This window comes from Streptomyces sp. NPDC088732 (genome assembly GCF_044751205.1).
Lineage (GTDB): Bacteria > Actinomycetota > Actinomycetes > Streptomycetales > Streptomycetaceae > Actinacidiphila.
The window spans coordinates 79,215-96,303 of record NZ_JBIVLI010000025.1 but is presented as its reverse complement, the minus strand read 5'-3'; the positions used below and the strand labels follow the sequence as shown (position 1 = coordinate 96,303).

28 protein-coding genes are annotated in these 17,089 nt (G+C 69.4%); 25 read left to right on the top strand and 3 right to left on the bottom strand.

Features of this window, described 5'->3' with window-relative positions; translation table 11 throughout:
- Positions 1-22: 22 nt before the first annotated feature.
- From ACIP9H_RS33920 to ACIP9H_RS33845, 16 genes are all read left to right on the top strand, one after another.
- Entirely contained in the window at positions 23-220 is a 198-nt protein-coding gene (locus ACIP9H_RS33920; RefSeq protein WP_401962838.1) for a hypothetical protein, read from the top strand.
- A gap of 76 nt (positions 221-296) precedes the next feature.
- Positions 297-473 carry a hypothetical protein gene (locus tag ACIP9H_RS33915; protein ID WP_401962836.1) on the top strand — a complete coding sequence of 59 codons (177 nt, stop codon included), beginning with the start codon at positions 297-299 and terminating at the stop codon, positions 471-473.
- Positions 473-670 (top strand): hypothetical protein, encoded by a 198-nt coding sequence (locus ACIP9H_RS33910; RefSeq protein ID WP_401962833.1) that lies wholly within the window; start codon positions 473-475, stop codon positions 668-670. Before ACIP9H_RS33915 ends, ACIP9H_RS33910 begins: the two co-directional genes overlap by 1 nt.
- Positions 671-795: 125 nt before the next feature.
- Positions 796-1,077: a hypothetical protein gene (locus tag ACIP9H_RS33905; RefSeq protein WP_401962830.1), complete on the top strand. Its 282-nt coding sequence runs from the start codon at positions 796-798 to the stop codon at positions 1,075-1,077.
- Positions 1,078-1,150: 73 nt separating this feature from the next.
- Complete coding sequence (locus tag ACIP9H_RS33900) at positions 1,151-1,522, top strand: hypothetical protein (protein ID WP_401962828.1); 372 nt, start codon at positions 1,151-1,153, stop codon at positions 1,520-1,522.
- A 35-nt stretch (positions 1,523-1,557) separates the two neighbouring features.
- Positions 1,558-1,941, top strand: a complete 384-nt coding sequence (locus ACIP9H_RS33895; RefSeq protein ID WP_401962826.1) for a hypothetical protein — start codon at positions 1,558-1,560, stop codon at positions 1,939-1,941.
- An 87-nt stretch (positions 1,942-2,028) separates the two neighbouring features.
- Positions 2,029-2,301, top strand: a complete 273-nt coding sequence (locus ACIP9H_RS33890; protein WP_401962824.1) for a hypothetical protein — start codon at positions 2,029-2,031, stop codon at positions 2,299-2,301.
- On the top strand, positions 2,301-2,855 hold the full coding sequence (locus tag ACIP9H_RS33885) for a hypothetical protein (RefSeq protein ID WP_401962822.1): 555 nt from the start codon (positions 2,301-2,303) through the stop codon (positions 2,853-2,855). The genes ACIP9H_RS33890 and ACIP9H_RS33885 overlap by 1 nt, the downstream gene beginning before the upstream one ends.
- A gap of 109 nt (positions 2,856-2,964) precedes the next feature.
- Positions 2,965-3,624 (top strand): hypothetical protein, encoded by a 660-nt coding sequence (locus ACIP9H_RS33880; protein ID WP_401962820.1) that lies wholly within the window; start codon positions 2,965-2,967, stop codon positions 3,622-3,624.
- The gene (locus tag ACIP9H_RS33875) at positions 3,621-4,094 is read left to right on the top strand and encodes a hypothetical protein (RefSeq protein WP_401962818.1); all 474 of its coding nucleotides are present in this window, start codon (positions 3,621-3,623) and stop codon (positions 4,092-4,094) included. The genes ACIP9H_RS33880 and ACIP9H_RS33875 overlap by 4 nt, the downstream gene beginning before the upstream one ends.
- 516 nt (positions 4,095-4,610) lie before the next feature.
- Positions 4,611-5,282 (top strand): hypothetical protein, encoded by a 672-nt coding sequence (locus ACIP9H_RS33870; protein ID WP_401962817.1) that lies wholly within the window; start codon positions 4,611-4,613, stop codon positions 5,280-5,282.
- The gene (locus tag ACIP9H_RS33865; protein ID WP_401962815.1) at positions 5,279-5,560 is read left to right on the top strand and encodes a hypothetical protein; all 282 of its coding nucleotides are present in this window, start codon (positions 5,279-5,281) and stop codon (positions 5,558-5,560) included. The genes ACIP9H_RS33870 and ACIP9H_RS33865 overlap by 4 nt, the downstream gene beginning before the upstream one ends.
- Positions 5,561-5,588: 28 nt before the next feature.
- Positions 5,589-5,873 (top strand): hypothetical protein, encoded by a 285-nt coding sequence (locus ACIP9H_RS33860; RefSeq protein ID WP_401962813.1) that lies wholly within the window; start codon positions 5,589-5,591, stop codon positions 5,871-5,873.
- Positions 5,870-6,415: a hypothetical protein gene (locus tag ACIP9H_RS33855; RefSeq protein WP_401962810.1), complete on the top strand. Its 546-nt coding sequence runs from the start codon at positions 5,870-5,872 to the stop codon at positions 6,413-6,415. Before ACIP9H_RS33860 ends, ACIP9H_RS33855 begins: the two co-directional genes overlap by 4 nt.
- 317 nt (positions 6,416-6,732) lie before the next feature.
- On the top strand, positions 6,733-8,778 hold the full coding sequence (locus ACIP9H_RS33850; protein WP_401962807.1) for an FtsK/SpoIIIE domain-containing protein: 2,046 nt from the start codon (positions 6,733-6,735) through the stop codon (positions 8,776-8,778).
- On the top strand, positions 8,760-9,200 hold the full coding sequence (locus tag ACIP9H_RS33845; RefSeq protein ID WP_401962805.1) for a hypothetical protein: 441 nt from the start codon (positions 8,760-8,762) through the stop codon (positions 9,198-9,200). The genes ACIP9H_RS33850 and ACIP9H_RS33845 overlap by 19 nt, the downstream gene beginning before the upstream one ends.
- Before the next feature lie 113 nt (positions 9,201-9,313).
- Here ACIP9H_RS33845 and ACIP9H_RS33840 read toward each other — a convergent pair whose 3' ends face one another.
- Positions 9,314-9,535 carry a hypothetical protein gene (locus ACIP9H_RS33840; RefSeq protein WP_401962802.1) on the bottom strand — a complete coding sequence of 74 codons (222 nt, stop codon included), beginning with the start codon at positions 9,533-9,535 and terminating at the stop codon, positions 9,314-9,316.
- 339 nt (positions 9,536-9,874) lie between these two features.
- Here ACIP9H_RS33840 and ACIP9H_RS33835 point away from each other — a divergent pair, with 339 nt between their 5' ends.
- Both ACIP9H_RS33835 and ACIP9H_RS33830 read left to right on the top strand, forming a co-directional pair.
- Positions 9,875-10,045: a hypothetical protein gene (locus ACIP9H_RS33835; protein ID WP_401962799.1), complete on the top strand. Its 171-nt coding sequence runs from the start codon at positions 9,875-9,877 to the stop codon at positions 10,043-10,045.
- A 53-nt stretch (positions 10,046-10,098) separates the two neighbouring features.
- Positions 10,099-10,533 (top strand): hypothetical protein, encoded by a 435-nt coding sequence (locus ACIP9H_RS33830; protein WP_401962797.1) that lies wholly within the window; start codon positions 10,099-10,101, stop codon positions 10,531-10,533.
- 124 nt (positions 10,534-10,657) lie between these two features.
- Here ACIP9H_RS33830 and ACIP9H_RS33825 read toward each other — a convergent pair whose 3' ends face one another.
- Both ACIP9H_RS33825 and ACIP9H_RS33820 read right to left on the bottom strand, forming a co-directional pair.
- The gene (locus ACIP9H_RS33825) at positions 10,658-11,191 is read right to left on the bottom strand and encodes an NUDIX hydrolase (protein WP_401962791.1); all 534 of its coding nucleotides are present in this window, start codon (positions 11,189-11,191) and stop codon (positions 10,658-10,660) included.
- Positions 11,192-11,240: 49 nt separating this feature from the next.
- Positions 11,241-12,578 (bottom strand): transcriptional regulator, encoded by a 1,338-nt coding sequence (locus tag ACIP9H_RS33820; RefSeq protein WP_401962788.1) that lies wholly within the window; start codon positions 12,576-12,578, stop codon positions 11,241-11,243.
- 176 nt (positions 12,579-12,754) lie between these two features.
- Between ACIP9H_RS33820 and ACIP9H_RS33815 the strand changes: the two genes are divergently transcribed.
- The 7 genes from ACIP9H_RS33815 (at position 12,755) to ACIP9H_RS33785 (ending at position 17,050) form a co-directional block, all read left to right on the top strand.
- Complete coding sequence (locus tag ACIP9H_RS33815) at positions 12,755-13,231, top strand: hypothetical protein (protein WP_401962785.1); 477 nt, start codon at positions 12,755-12,757, stop codon at positions 13,229-13,231.
- Positions 13,232-13,236: 5 nt separating this feature from the next.
- Positions 13,237-13,527 carry a hypothetical protein gene (locus ACIP9H_RS33810; protein ID WP_401962783.1) on the top strand — a complete coding sequence of 97 codons (291 nt, stop codon included), beginning with the start codon at positions 13,237-13,239 and terminating at the stop codon, positions 13,525-13,527.
- Positions 13,524-13,736 (top strand): hypothetical protein, encoded by a 213-nt coding sequence (locus tag ACIP9H_RS33805; protein ID WP_401962780.1) that lies wholly within the window; start codon positions 13,524-13,526, stop codon positions 13,734-13,736. The genes ACIP9H_RS33810 and ACIP9H_RS33805 overlap by 4 nt, the downstream gene beginning before the upstream one ends.
- A gap of 521 nt (positions 13,737-14,257) precedes the next feature.
- A complete protein-coding gene (gene dapF / locus ACIP9H_RS33800; protein ID WP_401962961.1) occupies positions 14,258-15,043 on the top strand; it encodes a diaminopimelate epimerase in 786 nt (261 codons plus the stop codon).
- On the top strand, positions 15,040-16,128 hold the full coding sequence (locus tag ACIP9H_RS33795; RefSeq protein ID WP_401962777.1) for an ATP-grasp domain-containing protein: 1,089 nt from the start codon (positions 15,040-15,042) through the stop codon (positions 16,126-16,128). The genes dapF and ACIP9H_RS33795 overlap by 4 nt, the downstream gene beginning before the upstream one ends.
- Positions 16,129-16,172: 44 nt before the next feature.
- Positions 16,173-16,688: a C39 family peptidase gene (locus ACIP9H_RS33790; protein WP_401962959.1), complete on the top strand. Its 516-nt coding sequence runs from the start codon at positions 16,173-16,175 to the stop codon at positions 16,686-16,688.
- An 8-nt stretch (positions 16,689-16,696) separates the two neighbouring features.
- Positions 16,697-17,050, top strand: a complete 354-nt coding sequence (locus tag ACIP9H_RS33785; protein WP_401962775.1) for a glutamate ligase domain-containing protein — start codon at positions 16,697-16,699, stop codon at positions 17,048-17,050.
- Positions 17,051-17,089: the final 39 nt, after the last annotated feature.

Sequence of the window (17,089 nt, the reverse complement as noted above, 5' to 3'; positions counted from 1 at the left end):
CCCGAAGCGAAGGGACCGCCCCATGGGCTTTGTGAGCCGCATGGCCGCCGAGGCTCTGGACACCGCAGCCTTGAAGCTCCACACCCGCGGCACGGAAGTTGCGGGCAAGGTCGGGGGCTTCGTCGGGGACGTCGTCGCGAACGCAACCCTCTCGCCCCTGCGCAACCGCATCGACGAGGACTGCACCAACTGCGCCAAGGGGCTCTGCAAGAAGTACTGATCTTCCTCGCCCCGCCCGTCACCCGGCCGGCGGGGCGGTCGTCGTTCCCCACCCAGGACTCGGAAGGACCAGACACATGGCACGGAAGTGGGCCCTCACGGCGGAGAGCCGCACGGGCGACAGGGTCAACGTCATCACCGGCGAGCCCAAGGACACCGTCACCGTCTACGACGAGGCCGACCTCAACCGCCGCGTCGCGGCGGCCGAGACGGATCCGCGCAACCTCGACGTCACCGTTCGCGAGATCCACTGATGGCCGCCGGGGACGAGGCGACACAGGAGGCCGGCCGCGCCCTGGCCGATGCTGCCGCCGCCATCAGGGAGCACGGACCGCTCAGCCCGCAGGCCACCCAGGCGCTCCGGGCCGGAGCGTTCACCGAGATCAACGCCCGCGCTGCAGGCGCCACCTCGGCGGACATCGCCGACGCCATCACCAACGCCCAGAGCTGACGTTTGCCTGTCCTCGTCCGGCGCAGCACGGCCGGGCGGGGGCAGGGAGCCGGAGCAGTGAAGGCCCCCCGCGACACCCCCGGCGGAGAGCACCGCCGGATCCCACCCGAAGGAAGGACACCGCCATGGCGGACCAGCCGCGTTCCCGGAAGACCACTGCTGCCCTGGTCGCGCTCGGTCTGCTGACCGTGGCGTTCCCCGGCATCATGCTGCCGCTGGTCGGCGCCCTCGTCGCCACGGTCGTCGCGGTGGTGGGCTGGGTCATCGGGAACTTCTCCCTCGCGTGCGCCCTCGCAGCCGGTGCCCTCCTGGCCTACGCCTTCCCCATGACCCTTCGGCGTGTGGGGCGTTGGCTATCCCGGGCGTGGGTCGCTTCGGTCACTGCGGTGTTCCCGAAGGCCATCTGACAGCGGGCCGTTCGATCCGTTCGATTCTTCGCCCAGAACGATTCTCCGCTCAACCGACACGACAGGACTACCCGTGCCCGAGACCACAGCCCCCCGTGCAGAAGCCTCCTCTTCTGACCGCGGCCCCAGCGTGACGGTCCCCGTCGACGCCCTGCTCCGATCAACAGTCCTCGACGCTGCTCAACCTCTGGCCTCTGCCCTGGCCGCTCTGTACGGCAGCCCGTTGTGGGCGAAGGCCTCGGACGGGACGAGCATCACCTACTCCGACGGAGGCGTGAAGGTCGTTGCGCCCAAGCACCTCCCGGACGACCAGCGAGAGACCGTCTACGGGCACTTCATCGACGCATTCCAGGCCGCTGGCTGGGGGTTCTCGACCAGACTGAACAGCACCCTGACCTACCGGGTCAGCGTGAGCTTCAACCACCCGACCCTCCTCACCCGCTGACCACACCGCCCCTCGCCGCACGTAGGAGAACCGCGATGTCCGAAGCCCAGTTCGCCGTGATCGTGACCCGCCCCGGCCATGACACCGTCCGCATCGGCCCCTTCGACTTCCGGCACCAGGCCGAGCACGCCACCTGGGACTTCCGGAGCCAGCTCCGCAACACCACCCACCCGGACGGCACCACGATCGACTTCGGCCCGTACGACGAGTCGCTGCCGCACACCTCCCGCACCCCGCGGGACGCCATGGAGTTGGCGCTGCTGATGGACAGCGAGCCCGACGGGGACGGGACCGGCTCGAACTTCCCGGACCTCTTCTCCCGGCTCCACGCGGAGGCCGGCTACGAGGAGGCCGCCCGCCTGTGGAAGAACGCCTGCTCGCTGTACGACTCGTTGCAGGCGGAGGACGTCGAGGTCTGACCGCCAGGACAGGACCGTAAGGCGCCCGATGTGGCGCTATCTCCGGCGGAGAGCACCGCTGGGACTCACCCGAATGGAAGGAACGCCATGCAATCTCGCACGTCCACTGTCCTGGGCACGGTCGCGGCAGGCCTGCTGCTGGCCGGCTGCGCGCACTACCCGGTGGGCCCGTCTGGGAAGGTCGTCGACAAGGACAAGGACTATGTCACCGTCGGGAAGGTCACGAAGACCGAGTATTACCTGACCGTGCGGAAGGCGGACGGCACCGAGCAGCAGTTCCGGGTGGCCAGCAACCACTACGACCGGTGCTTCCGGAACTCGACCTACCCGGCGTGCACCGCGCGCAAGGACCGCGGCTGATGGTGCGCATCACCGCGGCGGAGTACAAGGCGCTGCTGGCCCGTCGGTCGGGGGCGACTGCTTCCCGGCCGGCCGCGGCCGTGAAGCCGAAGAAGGCCCGGGTGCAGGCGCACCCGGGCCTCCCGTCCGTCCCTGAGCCGCCCGACGTGGAGCAGCTCCTCGTCGGCCTGGCCGGCGTCGGCCGTACCTGGACGCTCCTCATGCCGTACCGCGTGGAGCTGCTGACCAGCAACCAGCGCCTGCACCACATGGCCGTGCACCGGCTGCGGTCGGCGCTCCGTGAGGACGCGGCCAAGGTGGCAACGGCGATGCGGCTGCCCCGGCTGGAGCGCGCGGCCGTCTTCTACGTGCTGCACCCACGCCCGGTGAACCGCAAGCGCGACCCGGGCAACTGGGCCCCGACCGCGAAGGCTTACGTCGACGGCTTGGTCACGGACGGCAAGCTGCTGCCGGACGACAGCCACGAGCACCTGCTGGGTCCGAACCCCGTCATGGGGTCGCCCGTCACGACCGGCTACGCCCGCATGACGATGGTCATCGCCGAACTCACCTAACCCTGTGACCTGCAACGACGGCGCAGGTGTAACAGAAATCGAGTTTCGACGTACTGGAGATGGGGGCTCGGTGCCCTCACGACAAAACTGCGCTAGGAGATGCCCCTCCGTGAGCACCATCAACCTGCAGGTCTACGAGCCTGACGGGACGCCCGTCCCTCCGACCGTCAGCCGCGACTGGATCGTGCGGCAGACCCTGGCCGCGTTCGAGCGCGGCAACCACTACGTCGGCCCGGACGCGCTGGACATCCACCTGGCCGACATCGTCGACCAGGCCGCCTGCTCCCTCCTGCGGGACCAGTGGAAGGACGACTTCCCGGTCGCGGCGTACGGCGCCCTGCTGCAGACCATTGCCGCGTTGCGCGCAGTCCTCGGCTACGCGCCATCCCCGACGGCCGTCGACGTCAACGACTGGGCGCGCAGCATCCGCGACGCCTCGAAGGAAGCGGTCGCCGGCCAGCCCGCGGACATCCACGAAGTGCAGATCACCGAGGGCCCACACCGTGGCGTCGTCCTGGCGCTGTGGGGGCCGAAGACGGCGACCCCCGCATCCCTGGCCGGCCCGCAGCTCACGCTGGAACTGCCGATCGTGCGCGGATCCAGCGACAACCTCGAGTTCGGCACCGCCTACTACGTGCGGGCGAAGCGTCCGCCGCACCCCGAGAGCCCTCAGCTGTGGCGATACACGCTCGACCGCGTCCGGGAAGCGCCAGCGGAGGGCATGCGCCCGCACATCCCCGTCCCAGGTACCGAGGAGAGCCAGAAGTGACGACGATGACCACGGGGACGCGCGTTGTGGCTGTCTGCGCCGCGGACAAGGCCGTCGTCCTCTTGTACGGCCGCGGCGTGTACGCCGGCGACTTCCCGAGGCCAGGCTCCGGCAACTGGAGCGTCGAGGACCGCGCCCTGGCGGAAGCCACCATCCGGGAGAGCGACGCCGCCGGCCGGACCCTGGAGGCGACGCGCGAGATCAACGCTCAACTCGTCGCCAGAGGCGAGTCAACGCAGGCTGACGCGGACGCACGGATAGCCAACGCCGAAGTCCACTTCGCGAAGTCGATTGCCGAGCGCGCCGAGGACCTCCTGAGGGGCATGGACCTCAACCCGCGCATCGACCTCGACGCTGGCGGCAGTGTGTGGGGCTGCGAGTGCTGGTGGATGCCTGAGGAGGAGTTCGAGGCCTTCGTACAGGGCCGGACGATCGAGCCGGTGCCGTTTCCACGACGGGCCGGTGAGTGATGGCAACGCTGTCCCCTGTCCGACCGTCGCAGGCCGCGGACGCCGCCCTCGACATGACCTGGGAGACACACCGCCGGTTCCGGCACGGCGCGTTCTCCAAGGCCTGCCCGACCTGTCGGGTTGAGGCCGGGGAGCTGTGCCAGGCCCGCCGTAGCGTGTGCCCGGCCCGCAGGGACGCGTACCGCCAGGAGCAGCAGGCGACCGCCCTGGTCCCCCTCCTCGTGGGGCGTGCCCGATGAGGAGGGGGACCGATAACCCGGCGGGTCTGGTCTACGTCCGGCTGCGGCCGGACGTTGCGGAGGACCTGGTGCTGTCCGTCGGGTTCCCCGTCTTCCCGCCGCCGCTCCCGGGCTGGTCCGTGCGCGTGCGCCGCCAGGTGCCGTGCCCGGCCTGCGGCATGGGGCTTCTCGCCAACACGTGGTCGCTGGGTTCAGGGGCCGCCGTCGTGGGCTCAAGCTGTTTCCGGCACGCGTTCGTCACCCCGCTGCCGGCGTTTCTGCGGCCGGAGGTGGGAAGTTGAGCGCGCTCGCTGTCGAGGCCGCGGCCGTTCCCCCACTGTGGGCCGGCCGGTTGGTGGTGCGCGCCCCCGGCCGCCGGATGCTGCACGTTGCCGTCGAGGGGGCCGTGGCACCCGCGCTGGCTGCGTTCACCGTGCCCCTGGAGTGCTGCCAGGACGTCGAGCGCGCTCCGGGGGTTCGGCCCTGGGACGGGCCCGTGGACGAGGCGAGCATCTGCCCGCCCTGCCTGCGGTCGCTCCGGGGCGAGCCAGAGCCCGAACCGCCCAAGCTCGTTCCCGCCGGCGTTGCCGAGACGCTGCCGGAGCCCGAGGAGGCGCCGGACTCCCGCGGCCGACGGTTGCGGGCGGTCCCGGACCTGCCGACGTACACCCCGGCCGTTCTGCCCGCCTGGCACCGCGGCCGTCCGATCACCTGGTCGCCGTGGAAGAAGGCCCCGGTCATCATCCACCTCTCGGCCCCGTGCGAGTGGTGCGGGGACCTGGGCCCCTGCGAGATGGCCGGAGGTCACCAGGGACACGTGAAGTCCCGCACGGACCCCCTGCGCCGGTACGTCGCCTACCGCTGCCCGCACTGCCAAGAGATGACCGCGTACGAGCAGGTCGGCACGGACCTCAAGGAGATCGCCCACCACAAGTCGCGTGCCCCCAAGGGCAGCGGGAGGAACCGATGACCGACCAGTCCCCACGGCACCCGGTAACCGTCACCTTCGACGTCTCCAAGCCGGTCTGCGTCACCGACCTGGCCACACTCGCCACCGTCGCGCAGGAACTCGCCCACCGCCTTGATGCGGGCACCCTCTTCCTCGGCCAGCAGGTCGTCGACGCGGGCGACCGGTTCACGTTCACCCTCACCGGCACCATCCCGCCTGCACCGGACGAGGACGACCCGTTGACGTACGACATCGGCGTCGCCGAGCACGCCGAGCCCATCGCCCATCACCGCGTCTGACCCACCAGCACCACGAAGGACAGCACCAATGCCCACCTGCACCGCACCCGAGCCCACGACGGACCCCCTCGACCAGATCCTCCACGACGAGATCGCGCTCGTCGTGTGCGGCCGGCGTGAGGGCAAGATGCGCTCCTGCGCACGCTGCGACATCAAAGCCCGAAGCCTCATACAGAGCGCCCAGGCCGACCGGCCCAAGCGCACACAGCGGATCGCGTCGATGATCTGCGGCTCCGAAGTCGGTGGCGCCTGCGACGCCTGCAACGCCAAGGCCAAGGAAATCCTGCAGCTTCTCGGGCTGGAGACCGCATGAACGACAACGACCCCGAGAACCGTTACGGGGTTCCCGACGAGGTCCGCGGCCTGCTCAGTCCCGACGATGTCCGCGAAGTGCTGATCGGCGAGGTCTCCGGACAGGCCCTGCACAAGCGCCTGTCCGGAGAGACGGGAGCGCACGTCATCATGGGAGCGCTCAGCGATACAGCCATCCAGGCCGTGATCGTCCCGCCGCCGCCGACCATCTCCATCCGCGGGACCGACGGCCAACCGCTCATCAGCGTCCATCCCGACGGCCGTCACGAGTTCGGGGAGAACTACGAGCCCGACGACGCGGCCAAAGGGTTCTGGGAGGCCGTAGAGCGCTTCGCACCATCCCCGATGGTCTGGCAGTTCGGCGCACCCCTCACAGCCACCATCAACGCCGAGCTGGCCCGCGGCGAGGCCGCCGACAAGCTGCTCCACAACACGCAGCGCGTCCACGAGGCGGTGCACGCCGCACTCGGCGAGACCCGGCACTGCCCGATGTGCGACCACGCCGCGGAGGCCCGCGCGCTCCTGGAACGGAAGACGCTGTGACCGGCCCCACCGTGCGGACCATCGCCATGAAGGTGGCCCTGCCGGCAGACCTCGCCCGCGAGTGGTTCGGCGTCGACCCGCCCCCGGCCCGACCCGAGCCACTCCCGCCACGCGTGCGGCAACTGATAGCCGCCGCCCGCCCGTTGCTCTCTACACCCCCACCGGCCACACCGGTACAGTGATCGCATAACTGAACAGCCCCTCGGCGGAGAGCACCGCCGGGACCAACCCGAACGAAGGAACCACGGATGCCCTCGCGTACTCCGGCCGCTCCCTGCCGCCGTCTCCCCACGCCCGCCTCGGCGAGGTGAGGTGACGTGACCACAGCAGGATTCACGCCGCCTCGTCACGTCACCTCACCCATCACCAAGACCCCCTCCAAGGGGCGCGCGCTCCGCGCCGCCTCCAGCGTCGGGAACGCGTCGGTCGCCGTGGGCAAGGCCGTATGCCGGGTGTGCGGCCGGCTGCGCTACGAGTTGGCCCCGGCCGCGGCCACGTTCGGGCTCACCTCGCTGTCCTGGCTCCACCACGCCGCCGGCGTCTCGCTGCTCGAGCACGGCGTGTACGGCCTGGCAACCCTCGCGGCCAGTGGCCTGACGTTGGCCGGGCTGAAATTCAAGAGCAAGGCCGCCACCCACCTGGGCATCGGCGGTGCCGTCATGGCCGTCGACACGTGGATCGGCGCCTGGAACGGCCCGTCCATGCCCTCCCTCATCACGGGCGGAGTCGTCCTCATCGGCTCGTACGCGGTCTACGTGCCGTGGCTGGTCAAGGCCCGGCACGAGCGGATCGCCCTGCAGCTCAAGGCCGCGAAGACCGGCGCCATGCCCGAGGGCCTGGGCGTCAACGTCACCCAGGCCGGCGTGACGGGCGACACCAAGGAGGAGACCGCGCTGCGCCGCGGCCTGGTCGCCCTCGGCATCCCCGCACAGGACGTCTCGCAGATCGTGTTCACCGACACCGGCTGGCACGCCCTGGTGACACTGCCGGCCGGGAAGAACACGAGCGCGGAGGCCGTCATCGCCCGGCAGACGCAGCTCGAGGCGAACATGGGCATCGTCGGCACCCTGCGGCTGTCCGTCGGTGCGCAGGCCAACCACCTGATCGTGCGGGTGCAGACCCGCGACCCGCTGGCGGAGACGATCCCGTGGCCCGGTCCGGCCATCACGTCGTGCGCGGAGTGGCTCCCCCTCGGCATGAACCCCGACGGCACCGTGTTCGGGTACGACCCGCTGTACAACCACGTCCTGGTGGCGGGCGCGACGGACAACGGGAAGTCCGGTGTTCTGAACGTCATCCTCGGCAACCTCGCGGCCTGCAAGGATGCGGCGCTGCTCCTCGTCGACATGAAGCCCGGCGCGGTGGAGCTTGGCTCCTGGTCGTCGTGCGCGCGCGCCCTGGCGGACACCCCGGACAAGGCCGCGGCCCTGTTCGACTACGTCCGGCGGGAGATCAAGGAGCGAGGCGAGCTGATGTCGCAGTGGCGCCGTGAGACCGGCGTCCCGGTCCGCAAGTGGGACCCGACCAAGCACGGTCGCCCCGCGCTGTTCATCGTGATCGACGAGCTTGCGGAGCTGATCCGTCGCGCCCCGGAACTGGCCAAGGAACTGGAGTCGCTGAAGCAGATCGCCCGATTCTGCGCGGTCCAGTTCATCGAGGCGACGCAGTCCCCGTCGGCAAGGGTGTTCGGCGACTCCACCGACGCGCGTCAGCAGTACCAGGTGCGCATCGGCCTGGGCGTGACCGAGTCCGTGGCCACGAACCTCATCCTCGGCGCGGGCGCGCACGGTGAGGGATGGCGTCTCACCGACCTGGACATGCCGGGGAAGCTGATGATCGCCTCCCGCGACAAGGACCACCAGAAGCCGATGGAGCGGCGCGGCTACTACCCGTCCGACGCGGACATCGCTGCGACCGTTGCCCGGTACGGCGGGGTCAGCGCGGACGGCGTGCTCATTGAGCCGTCCGCGCCCGTCGACGACCCGGGCCCGCGCGGTGGCGGCCCCGGCGGCGGCACGCCCGTGCCCGTCCCGGACGCGCCCGCCGCCCGGCCGGTGCTGCTGCGCGCTGTACCGACGTACCCCGACGGCTCCCGCATCCCGGACAACCGGCTGGAGCTGTGGGAGGCGCTTCGAGAGGCGGGGGCCGAGGGCCTGACGCTGCAGGAGGCCGTCGCGCAGGGCATCGCCGGGCACCGCACGAGCGTGCAGGGCCCGGTCTCGCAGTGGGTCGCGCAGGGCTGGGTCGACGACTCCGGCAAGCGCGGCCAGGCCAAGACCTACGTGCTGACCGCGACCGCCCACATCCCCGTCCCCGCCACCACAACCGCCACCGAGGAGGACGCATGTCCGGCCAGCCTGTGACCCCGACCCGCGTGTTCCCGGCCGCGGGGCACGTCCCGTACGTCGACGACGTGAACGACCCGATCGTCCATGTCCCGGACCCCTACAACCCGAACCTGTTCATTTCGGTGCGCAGGTCCTCGCTCATGCCGACCGCCCCGACGCCGCCGCGCGAGCCGCAGCCCCTCATCGACCCCCTCGCCGCCCGCATGCTCGGCGGAGGCGTCGGGGCCGGGGCCGCGGGCTGGGGCGCCGGGCAGCTCCTCATCGGTGCCAGCCAGCTCGTCAGCGCGGTCGCCGGCGCGGGCAGCGCGGTCTTCGCGATTGCGCTACTGCTGCTCGTCGCCAAGCTCGCGCCCTCGATCGGCAGCGGGAAGCAGGGGAAGACCGTCAACATCACGAACCACAACCGGCTGTGGGGCAGGTCCTCCACCCGAGCGTGACCGTGACATGCGAGAGGGGCCCCAACCGGTCGGCTGGGGCCCCTCTCGCATGTCCGGCAGGGCATCCAGGTGATAGGGCCCTCCCCCGGTCAGGGAGAGGGCCCCAGGCCCGGCTAGCGGTGCGTCATCCACCACACGAGGAGGACCAGGGCGTAGTCCCCCGCGCGGTGAGAAGCGCCGGTAAAAGCGGCCCGGATCATGTCCTCGCGGTGCTTCTGTACGCGCTTGCGAATGCGGGACGACTGCCTGCGCAGCCATTCCTGCAGCCGGTATTGCAGCAGCGTCCAAAGGTTGCGCACGTGCAACCGTGTGCGCTTATATTGCTCGAAGTTCACTGATTGTCACTCTCCTAGGAGATCGGATCGGTGGGCAGAGACGAAGGAAGGTCTGGTCAGGTCAACCGGTCGCGAGCCGGCTGACTGGGCCTTTCTTCGTGAAGCATGAGCCTAGGCGATGACCAGGCCCGTTACGGCATCTGATGGCTGTTCACCATCGACGCAGTGAAGCAGGGTTGGCGGCCCCTTTCTTTACTCGCCACCTCCAAACGACCTGGGTAAATCCGAGGTCACGCACCTCTCCGCGAACGCGTTTAGAGCAGTTCTCTGGGGCCTGTGACTCTTCTCACGTCCCACGGCAAAAGCCCTGAGAAAAACACTGGGCGCTACGGTTTGGCCATGGATAACCAGGTGCCTTACGTAGGCGGCCCCTTCGACGGCGGCCACACCGCCGACACGTTCATCGACAGCGTCGAGATCCGCCGAGGCGGGAGCAACGAGTCCGGCCGGTACGTTCTCAGCACAGACACAGACGGCTCACAGGCTTACAACTGGGAGCCCTCCCAGTAGGCTCGCCCAGCGCCCAACATTGGCGGGTGCATGGGGATTTGGGGCGGGGAGCCATGACAACGACGACACGACGGACATCACTTGCGTTCCACTGGATCAGCGAGGACCCAACCGGACACCAGACGACAGCCCCGTGGCTGATCCTGGGGGATGACGGCCTGCAGGACACGCCGCCGGCCCGGTACTGGCCCAGGGCCGTGCGCGCGGCCGGCATCAACCCCAGCTCGGACGACCTGGTGTACCAGCCGAAGCGCGCGCGTGCCGTCCTTGGCGAGAACACGGTCACCGTGCACCTGAACGACGTGCGGACGACCGCCGCGGTGCCGGCCGAATGGTCCAAGCTCGTCCTGGAGCAGCTCCGCGTCATCCTGGTCGTGGCCTACGAGCCGCTCTCCAAGAGCACACCGATCCCGGACCTGGTCGCTCAGCTCATGGCGAGTCAACGGTGCGTCGGCGCGGTCATCGAGGCGGTCAAGCCCCGGCTCTGAGCACCCTGAACGCACGTAGCGCCGCTCCGCAGGTCTCGACCTCCTGCAGAGCGGCGCTGTGCAATTCTGCCCTGCTGGGCGTGGCCGCGGCTACCGCTTCCACGAGCAGGCCCGCACGGTGCGCCTACGCCAGCCGCATGTGGTACAGCATGAGCAGCGCTGCGGCGGCGTTGGAGGCCTTCACCTCTCCGCGCATGACGAGGTCCGGGATGTCCTTGAGCGGAACCCACTCGCGGCGCTCAGACTCGAATGCGTCTTCCGGGTCGCCAACGTAGTCGGCGCCCTCAGCCCAGTAGATGTGATGACGGGCGTCCGAGAGTCCGTTGGAGGGCTCGACGGTCATCAGGTGCCGGAGCGGGCCGGGGCGCCACCCGGTCTCTTCGAGCATCTCGCGGGCGGCTGCCGCCTCGATGTCCTCGCCGTCCTCAACAACGCCGGCGGGCAGCTCCCAACCCCAGGAGTCGGGGATGAAGCGATGCCGCCAAAGGAGCAGCACTTCATTGTTCTCGTTGACGGCCGTGGCCAGGGCCACGGGTCGCTGCCGGATCAGATAGTGGTCCAGGTGCCGGCCGTCAGGCAGCTCCACGTCGGCGAGGTTCACCCGTAGCCACGGGTTCTCGTACACGGTGTGCTCGCCCAGGTTCTTCCATACGGACACGGCCCTGCCGCCTTTCGTGCTCGTCGTCCCGGCAGTATTCCAGCCAGGGCTACAGAGGCACGCGCAAGGTCTCCTCGATGAGTTCCGCGGCGTCCCGCGCATCCCGGCCGCCACTGCCGGCCAGCGTCTTGCGGACGGACACCAGCCGGTCACGTAGCCGGTGGGACTCCATACCGCGTGCCTCCTCCACCATCCTGACTGCTGTGGCGGAGGCCAATTCCACTTCGCCTCCTCGGACCTGCGCGGTTGTGAGGGTCGCCAGGCGGTGAACACGGCCGCGCGCGTGCGCCTGCATGCGGACGGCCTCGAGCGCATACTCCTGCGCGGGCGTCGTGTCCCCGAGGCTCATCAGAGCTTCGGCAAGCTGCGCCTCTACAAGTCCGGGCTGGACGTACCCGGTCTCGGCAGGTTCGTTGTCTCTGCTGATCGTCTGCGCGGCTTGCTCGGCGAGGCGCATGCAGCGGTGGGCACTTGCGTCGTCTCCCATACGGGCAAAGGCCTTGGCCTGCATGGCGTAGATGTCGGTGGCGAGGGCGGGTGAGATGTGCGGACCGGCCGTTCGCAGGCCCGCCTCGGCGAAGGCAACGGCCTGCCGGTACTCGCGCATGAAGATCGACTGGTTCACCAGGAGCGCGACGACGTAGCCACCGAACGCGCAGTCCCCACTGGCCTTGGCCAGGCGTAGCGCCTGGTGGAAGTACCGCTGAGCGAGGCCTTGGGCGTTGCTGTCGTAGCTGCAGATCCCAGCGACCGCGACCAGGCCCCCGACGGCGCGGTAGAGGGTGCGGCCAGTGGCGTCGGAGTACGACCCCCGGAGCAGAGGGGCCGTCTCCGCGTTGAGGAACCGGACGACGCGGGCCCTGGTCGCAACCCCGCCCGCCTTTCGGTACATCTGCTCGTAGTGGGTTCGCGCCGAGCGGAGAACCTCGACGTCCGACTGTCCGACCCTATGCGTGCCGAGCCTCGACACGTCGGTGTCCTCGGGCGGGTTCTCCCACTCCCATACCGGGGCCACGGCCGGAAGGCCCGTTATGGCTGCCGCCTGCTGCACTCCGGGCCGCTGATGCTGGTCTCCGCGCCATAAGGCCGTCGATCGATCGATGAAGCCGGTCAGTTCGCTGCTGGTGGTCATGGCGGCGCTGGCCTGGCCCATGCCGATGTCGTCATGGGTGATGGGCCGCTGCAGTCGTTCGCTGAGGACGTCGCAGATCAGATCAGGCGTGATGCCGCGTGGCCGTTGGCCGTTGAGCCAGCGGATAACGGAGGCGTGGTCGTAGCGCGTGGCCTTCCCACGCGCCTGCGCAGCCTGGTTGACCCGCGCGGCAAGCCCGGCACGAGACATGCCTGCCTCGTCCATCAGCGCGTCAAGCAGGGTGTTTGGCTCCATATTGCCCCCGAATCGCGTCTGCTCATGAGCGTAGCGAAACCGGATTCACACAGTGTGTGAATCGGCTACTCCTCCTCCAATCCAGCACACACTCCCGCTCACTGGTCCGTGCCGAAACCCTTGCACTCGGAAGGCCGCGGAGCGGCACAGCACCCCTACTCGACCTAGGGATCGCCATGAGCAGAACTCTGCCCGTCGAGGGCCAGGACACCGAGGAATTCCGAGAGCTTGCCCGGCTTGTACGCGCCCTCGTGACCGGAGCCGACTGCACGCTGCAGCCCGCGGGTGACTCGTGGGACATCGTCCTGACCACGTACAGGGCAGCCGGCGAACGGGCCATCCGGTGGATGGACCGCTACCACATCGGTGGCTGCGGCCCGGTCATCGCGCACAGGGACTCGCTGATGTGGCTGGTCCCGCCGGGCACCGTTCACAGGTGGATGCACGAGCGGGGAACCTGCTTCGGCGGACCCTTCCAGATCCCGGTGCCCCCGCCGGGCGCCCGGAGAGGCCCCGGCCCGCACTGGCGGATGCCACTGCGCAGTGACCACCTGGTGGACCCGCTGCTGCTGAAGCACGCCCTCGATCGGTTCGAACTGGCCCCTCCGGAGCCTGCGCTGCTTCAGGGCGCTGAACCGCCCGTCTCCAGGTGACAGCGGTGACGCCGACCGTGGAGCTTCCCGCCCTGCACGAGACCGACACAGCGCTGTTGGACAGCCGCCCGTGGGCCCTTGGCTGGTGCCTGCTGTGCCGCATCCACGACGTGCCTGTCACGACCGTTGTGTCGGTTTACCAGGGCGGCACAGCGGTCCCCATGGGCAAGTGCCGCGGCTGCGTCGGCGAGAGCCTGCGCCTGCAGCGCGCGAGCGCCGAGGTCCTCCACCCAAGCCTGCCGTACTGCCCGACCCTTCCTCCTCACGACAGCCACGAAGGAGATTCCCCCACATGACCGCGACCGCTTTAGCGACCCCGCGCCCCGCGTCCCGAGCTGCCGAGCGGCCCCACCCCCGCCCGGACCGCGTCACCGGATTCCTCAACCTGCTCTGGCTCCTCGGCAGCGTGGCCACCGTGCCCTTGCTCGGCCTGGTCGTGCTGTCCGCGCAGGACAGTCCGCCGCCGTACGCCTCCGCGCCCGACACGGCGCTCGTCGAGGCGTAGCGCCCACATGCCGCCGTCTTGCGCGCAGGCGAGGAAGCTGCGCGCAAGACGGCCTTCCACCCCCCGGTCCGGCCGTACTCCTTGGCAGGTGGACAGCCGGACCGGGGCCCATGACCCTCCGGCGACACCAAAGCTCCTTCCCACCCTGGGGAGGAAACCCCGCCCTTTCATCTCCCGGGGGCGGTCGGCCCGCCAGTGAAGAAGGACCGGGTCAAGCACGACACCTGCCGCGTAGGCCGGCCCCCGAATCGACGGCCTACGCGGCAGGGCTCACGGCCTCGTCCATCGAGGTGGAGAAGTCAGCCAGAAGGGGGACAGCCATGAGGTTTGGCAATTGCGGCTGCTGGACCGTGCTGGCCTCACCCTCTTGCTTCGGGTTCCTGGCACTGCTCGCGATGCTCATCGGCGGCGGCGCCCTCCTCGACCTCGTCGGACGCTGAACGCTGCCTCGCAGGCAGCACGCGCACCCCGAACGCATCTTCCCTGCTCACAAAGGAGTGATCCGCGTGCAATTCCGCAAGATGCACGGCGCTGGGAACGACTTCATAGTGATCTCCGGCCCCGCTGCGACCCAGGAGGCCGACTGGCCAGCCGTGGCCCGACGGTTGTGCAACAGACGCACCGGCATCGGCGCCGACGGCCTGGTCCTCAGTGCCCTCATCGACACCGCCTCACCCGCGCTCGAGGTCCGCTGCATCAACGCCGACGGCTCCACAGCCACCATGTGCGGCAACGCGCTTCGCTGTTCCGCTTGGTGCGCCGAACAGGACTACGGCATCCGCGAGATGAGCCTCCTCATGGCCGGCGTCAAGCACAAGGCGAGCATCGCTGCCGACGGCGTGTGGGTCACAGCCGAGGTCGGTGACGTCACGCTCCGCCGGGTATCGGCCGTGTTCAACGGGAGGCCGTTCTGGTTTGACGAGGCACACACCGGCACCGAGCACGTCGTCGGCATCGTCGATGACGTCGACGGCGTCGACGCCGTGGCGTGCGGACGCCTGATCCGCCACCACGAGGACCTGGCCCCGCTGGGCACGAACGTGAACTTCGTCCAGTCGGCCGGCGAGCAGGCCTTGAAAATCCGCACCTACGAGCGCGGTGTGGAGGCCGAGACCCTCTCCTGCGGCAGCGGAGCGGTCGCAGCAGTTGTGATTGCAACCCGCCGCGGTCTCGTCGCTGACCGCCAGGTCATCGTGCACAACCGTTCCGGGACACCGCTCATGGTGCGCCCGTACGACTCCCGCCGCGGCCAGACGTACTGGATCGGCGGCCCCGTCACCCACACCTATTGGGGGGAACTCGTATGAGCAGCAAGCACATCTCTCACCTCGACCGCCCGGCCGTAACCCGTGACGCGGAGACGCTGCGCGCCTGGTTCGAGGACAACAAGGCGCTGAAGGTCGCCCTCGTCTACGGAGGCCTGTCCGCGGAGGACCGGCTCTATATCGATCAGAGTCCCACCGAGCAGCTTTCGGTTACGGCCCTGGCGGAAACCCTGGCGAGCGTCGGCGCCCAGTTCCGCATCCTCAACCCCTGCGACCAGACGTTCATCCGGGAACTCACCGAGTACGACGTCGCCCTGTCCAACCTGCACGGACCCTACGGGGAGGACGGGCGGCTCCAGGGACTGCTCGACTACCTGCGCATTCCGTTCTGCGGCTCCGGCGTGGCCGCCTCGGCGACCGCCGCGGACAAGGTGCTGTGCAAACAGACGATGAAGGGACTCGGCGTACCCACGCCACCGTGGACAGTGTGGCGGCACGACACGGAGGTGCCGTGGCAAGGCCGGCCGGTGATGGTCAAGCCGGCCCTCGGCGGATCCAGCGTCGGCATGCACTTGGTCCGCGAGGCTGACCAGCTCGTGCCCGCCCTCGAAGACGCCTGGGCAACCGACCCATCCCCGGTCCTGGTCGAGGACTACATGGCCGGCCACCCAGTGACGGTCGGCCTGCTCGAGCTGCCCAGCGGCGTCCTGGCGTTTCCTCCTCTGCTGACCCTGGTCCACGACGGCGACTACTACGACGCCGCGTCGAAGCTCGACGCCGCGGCACAGGGAACCGTCTCCGTGGAACCCGCCGGCTTCCCCAGGCCGGTGCTGGAAGCCCTCATCGGACACGCCCGGACCCTGTGGGATGGGCTGGGGTGCCGTGGCGCGGCCCGCGTCGACTTCATCGTCGCCCCTGACGGCGACCTGCACGCGCTCGAGGTGAACACCACGCCCGGCATGTCCCGAGACTCCAACTTCGTGACGGGCGGTCGACTGTGCGGCTTGAGTCGTGACGATCTCGTACGCGCGTTCCTCCACGAAGCGCTGACCCGCCCCGCGTACTCTGTGCCCCTACCGACTCCGGTATTCGGCACTTCCACGGTCCAGCCGGAGCACGCCGTATGACGCCATAGGAGTCCGCTGCTGTGCCCCACGCCCACGACGTGCCCATGTGCCGCCAGCTCATCCCGCTCGAGGAATGGGATGCTCACGGAGGATGGATACTCGGGGACCGGCTGGAATGGTCCAATCGGGCGTGCGGCATGGCAGCGCTCCGGATGATCCTCCTCGCCTACACCGGGCAGGCCCCCACGGTCACGGAGTTGCTGCACCTGGCCGTCAAGCACGAGGTGATGACGCCGAACGGCGCGCTCCACGCAGGGCTGGCCAACCTGGCGGCCGACTACGGCGTGCCCGGCCGCGCAGAGGCCGTCGACGCCACGGAACTCATTGACCGCTTGACCGACGCCCCGCTCATCATCTCGGTGACCGAGCAGCTCCCTGACGACGGCCGCACCGGCGGGCATCTGATCGTGGCCCGCGGCTACGACGACGTCGGCAACGAGCCGGGCATCCTTTTCCGGGACCCATCGTTCTGGGGCCAGAGCAACGACCGAGCCCCCCTCAGCCGCCTGGCCGCCTCCTACTCCGGGCGCGCCATTCTCTTCCCGACGCTCAGCGCATAAGGACCGGAATGACCGAGCAGAAGTCGCCCCAGCCCCGCCGCACGATCGCCGTACTGGGCGAGATGTACGAACTCGGCGACGAGGCCCCAGCTGCACACTTCGGCGTTGGCCGCATGGCGGGCGAGTACGGCATCGACTTCGTCATCGCCGTCGGGGGCGAGCTGGCCAAACAGCTTGCGCTGGGCGCCGCCGACGCGGGCGTGGACGCCGCTATCGTCGCCGACAATGAGACCGCCACGGAACTACTCAACAAGATGATTCAGCCGAACGACATTGTGCTGTGCAAGGGCAGCCGTGGCGGGATGCGTTGGCAGATCGCACAGGCACTCACAGGCCAGGAAATCACCGGCATCCTCCACTGATGGGCTCGATCCTGCCGCGCTCCCCACGACCTTCCCGGG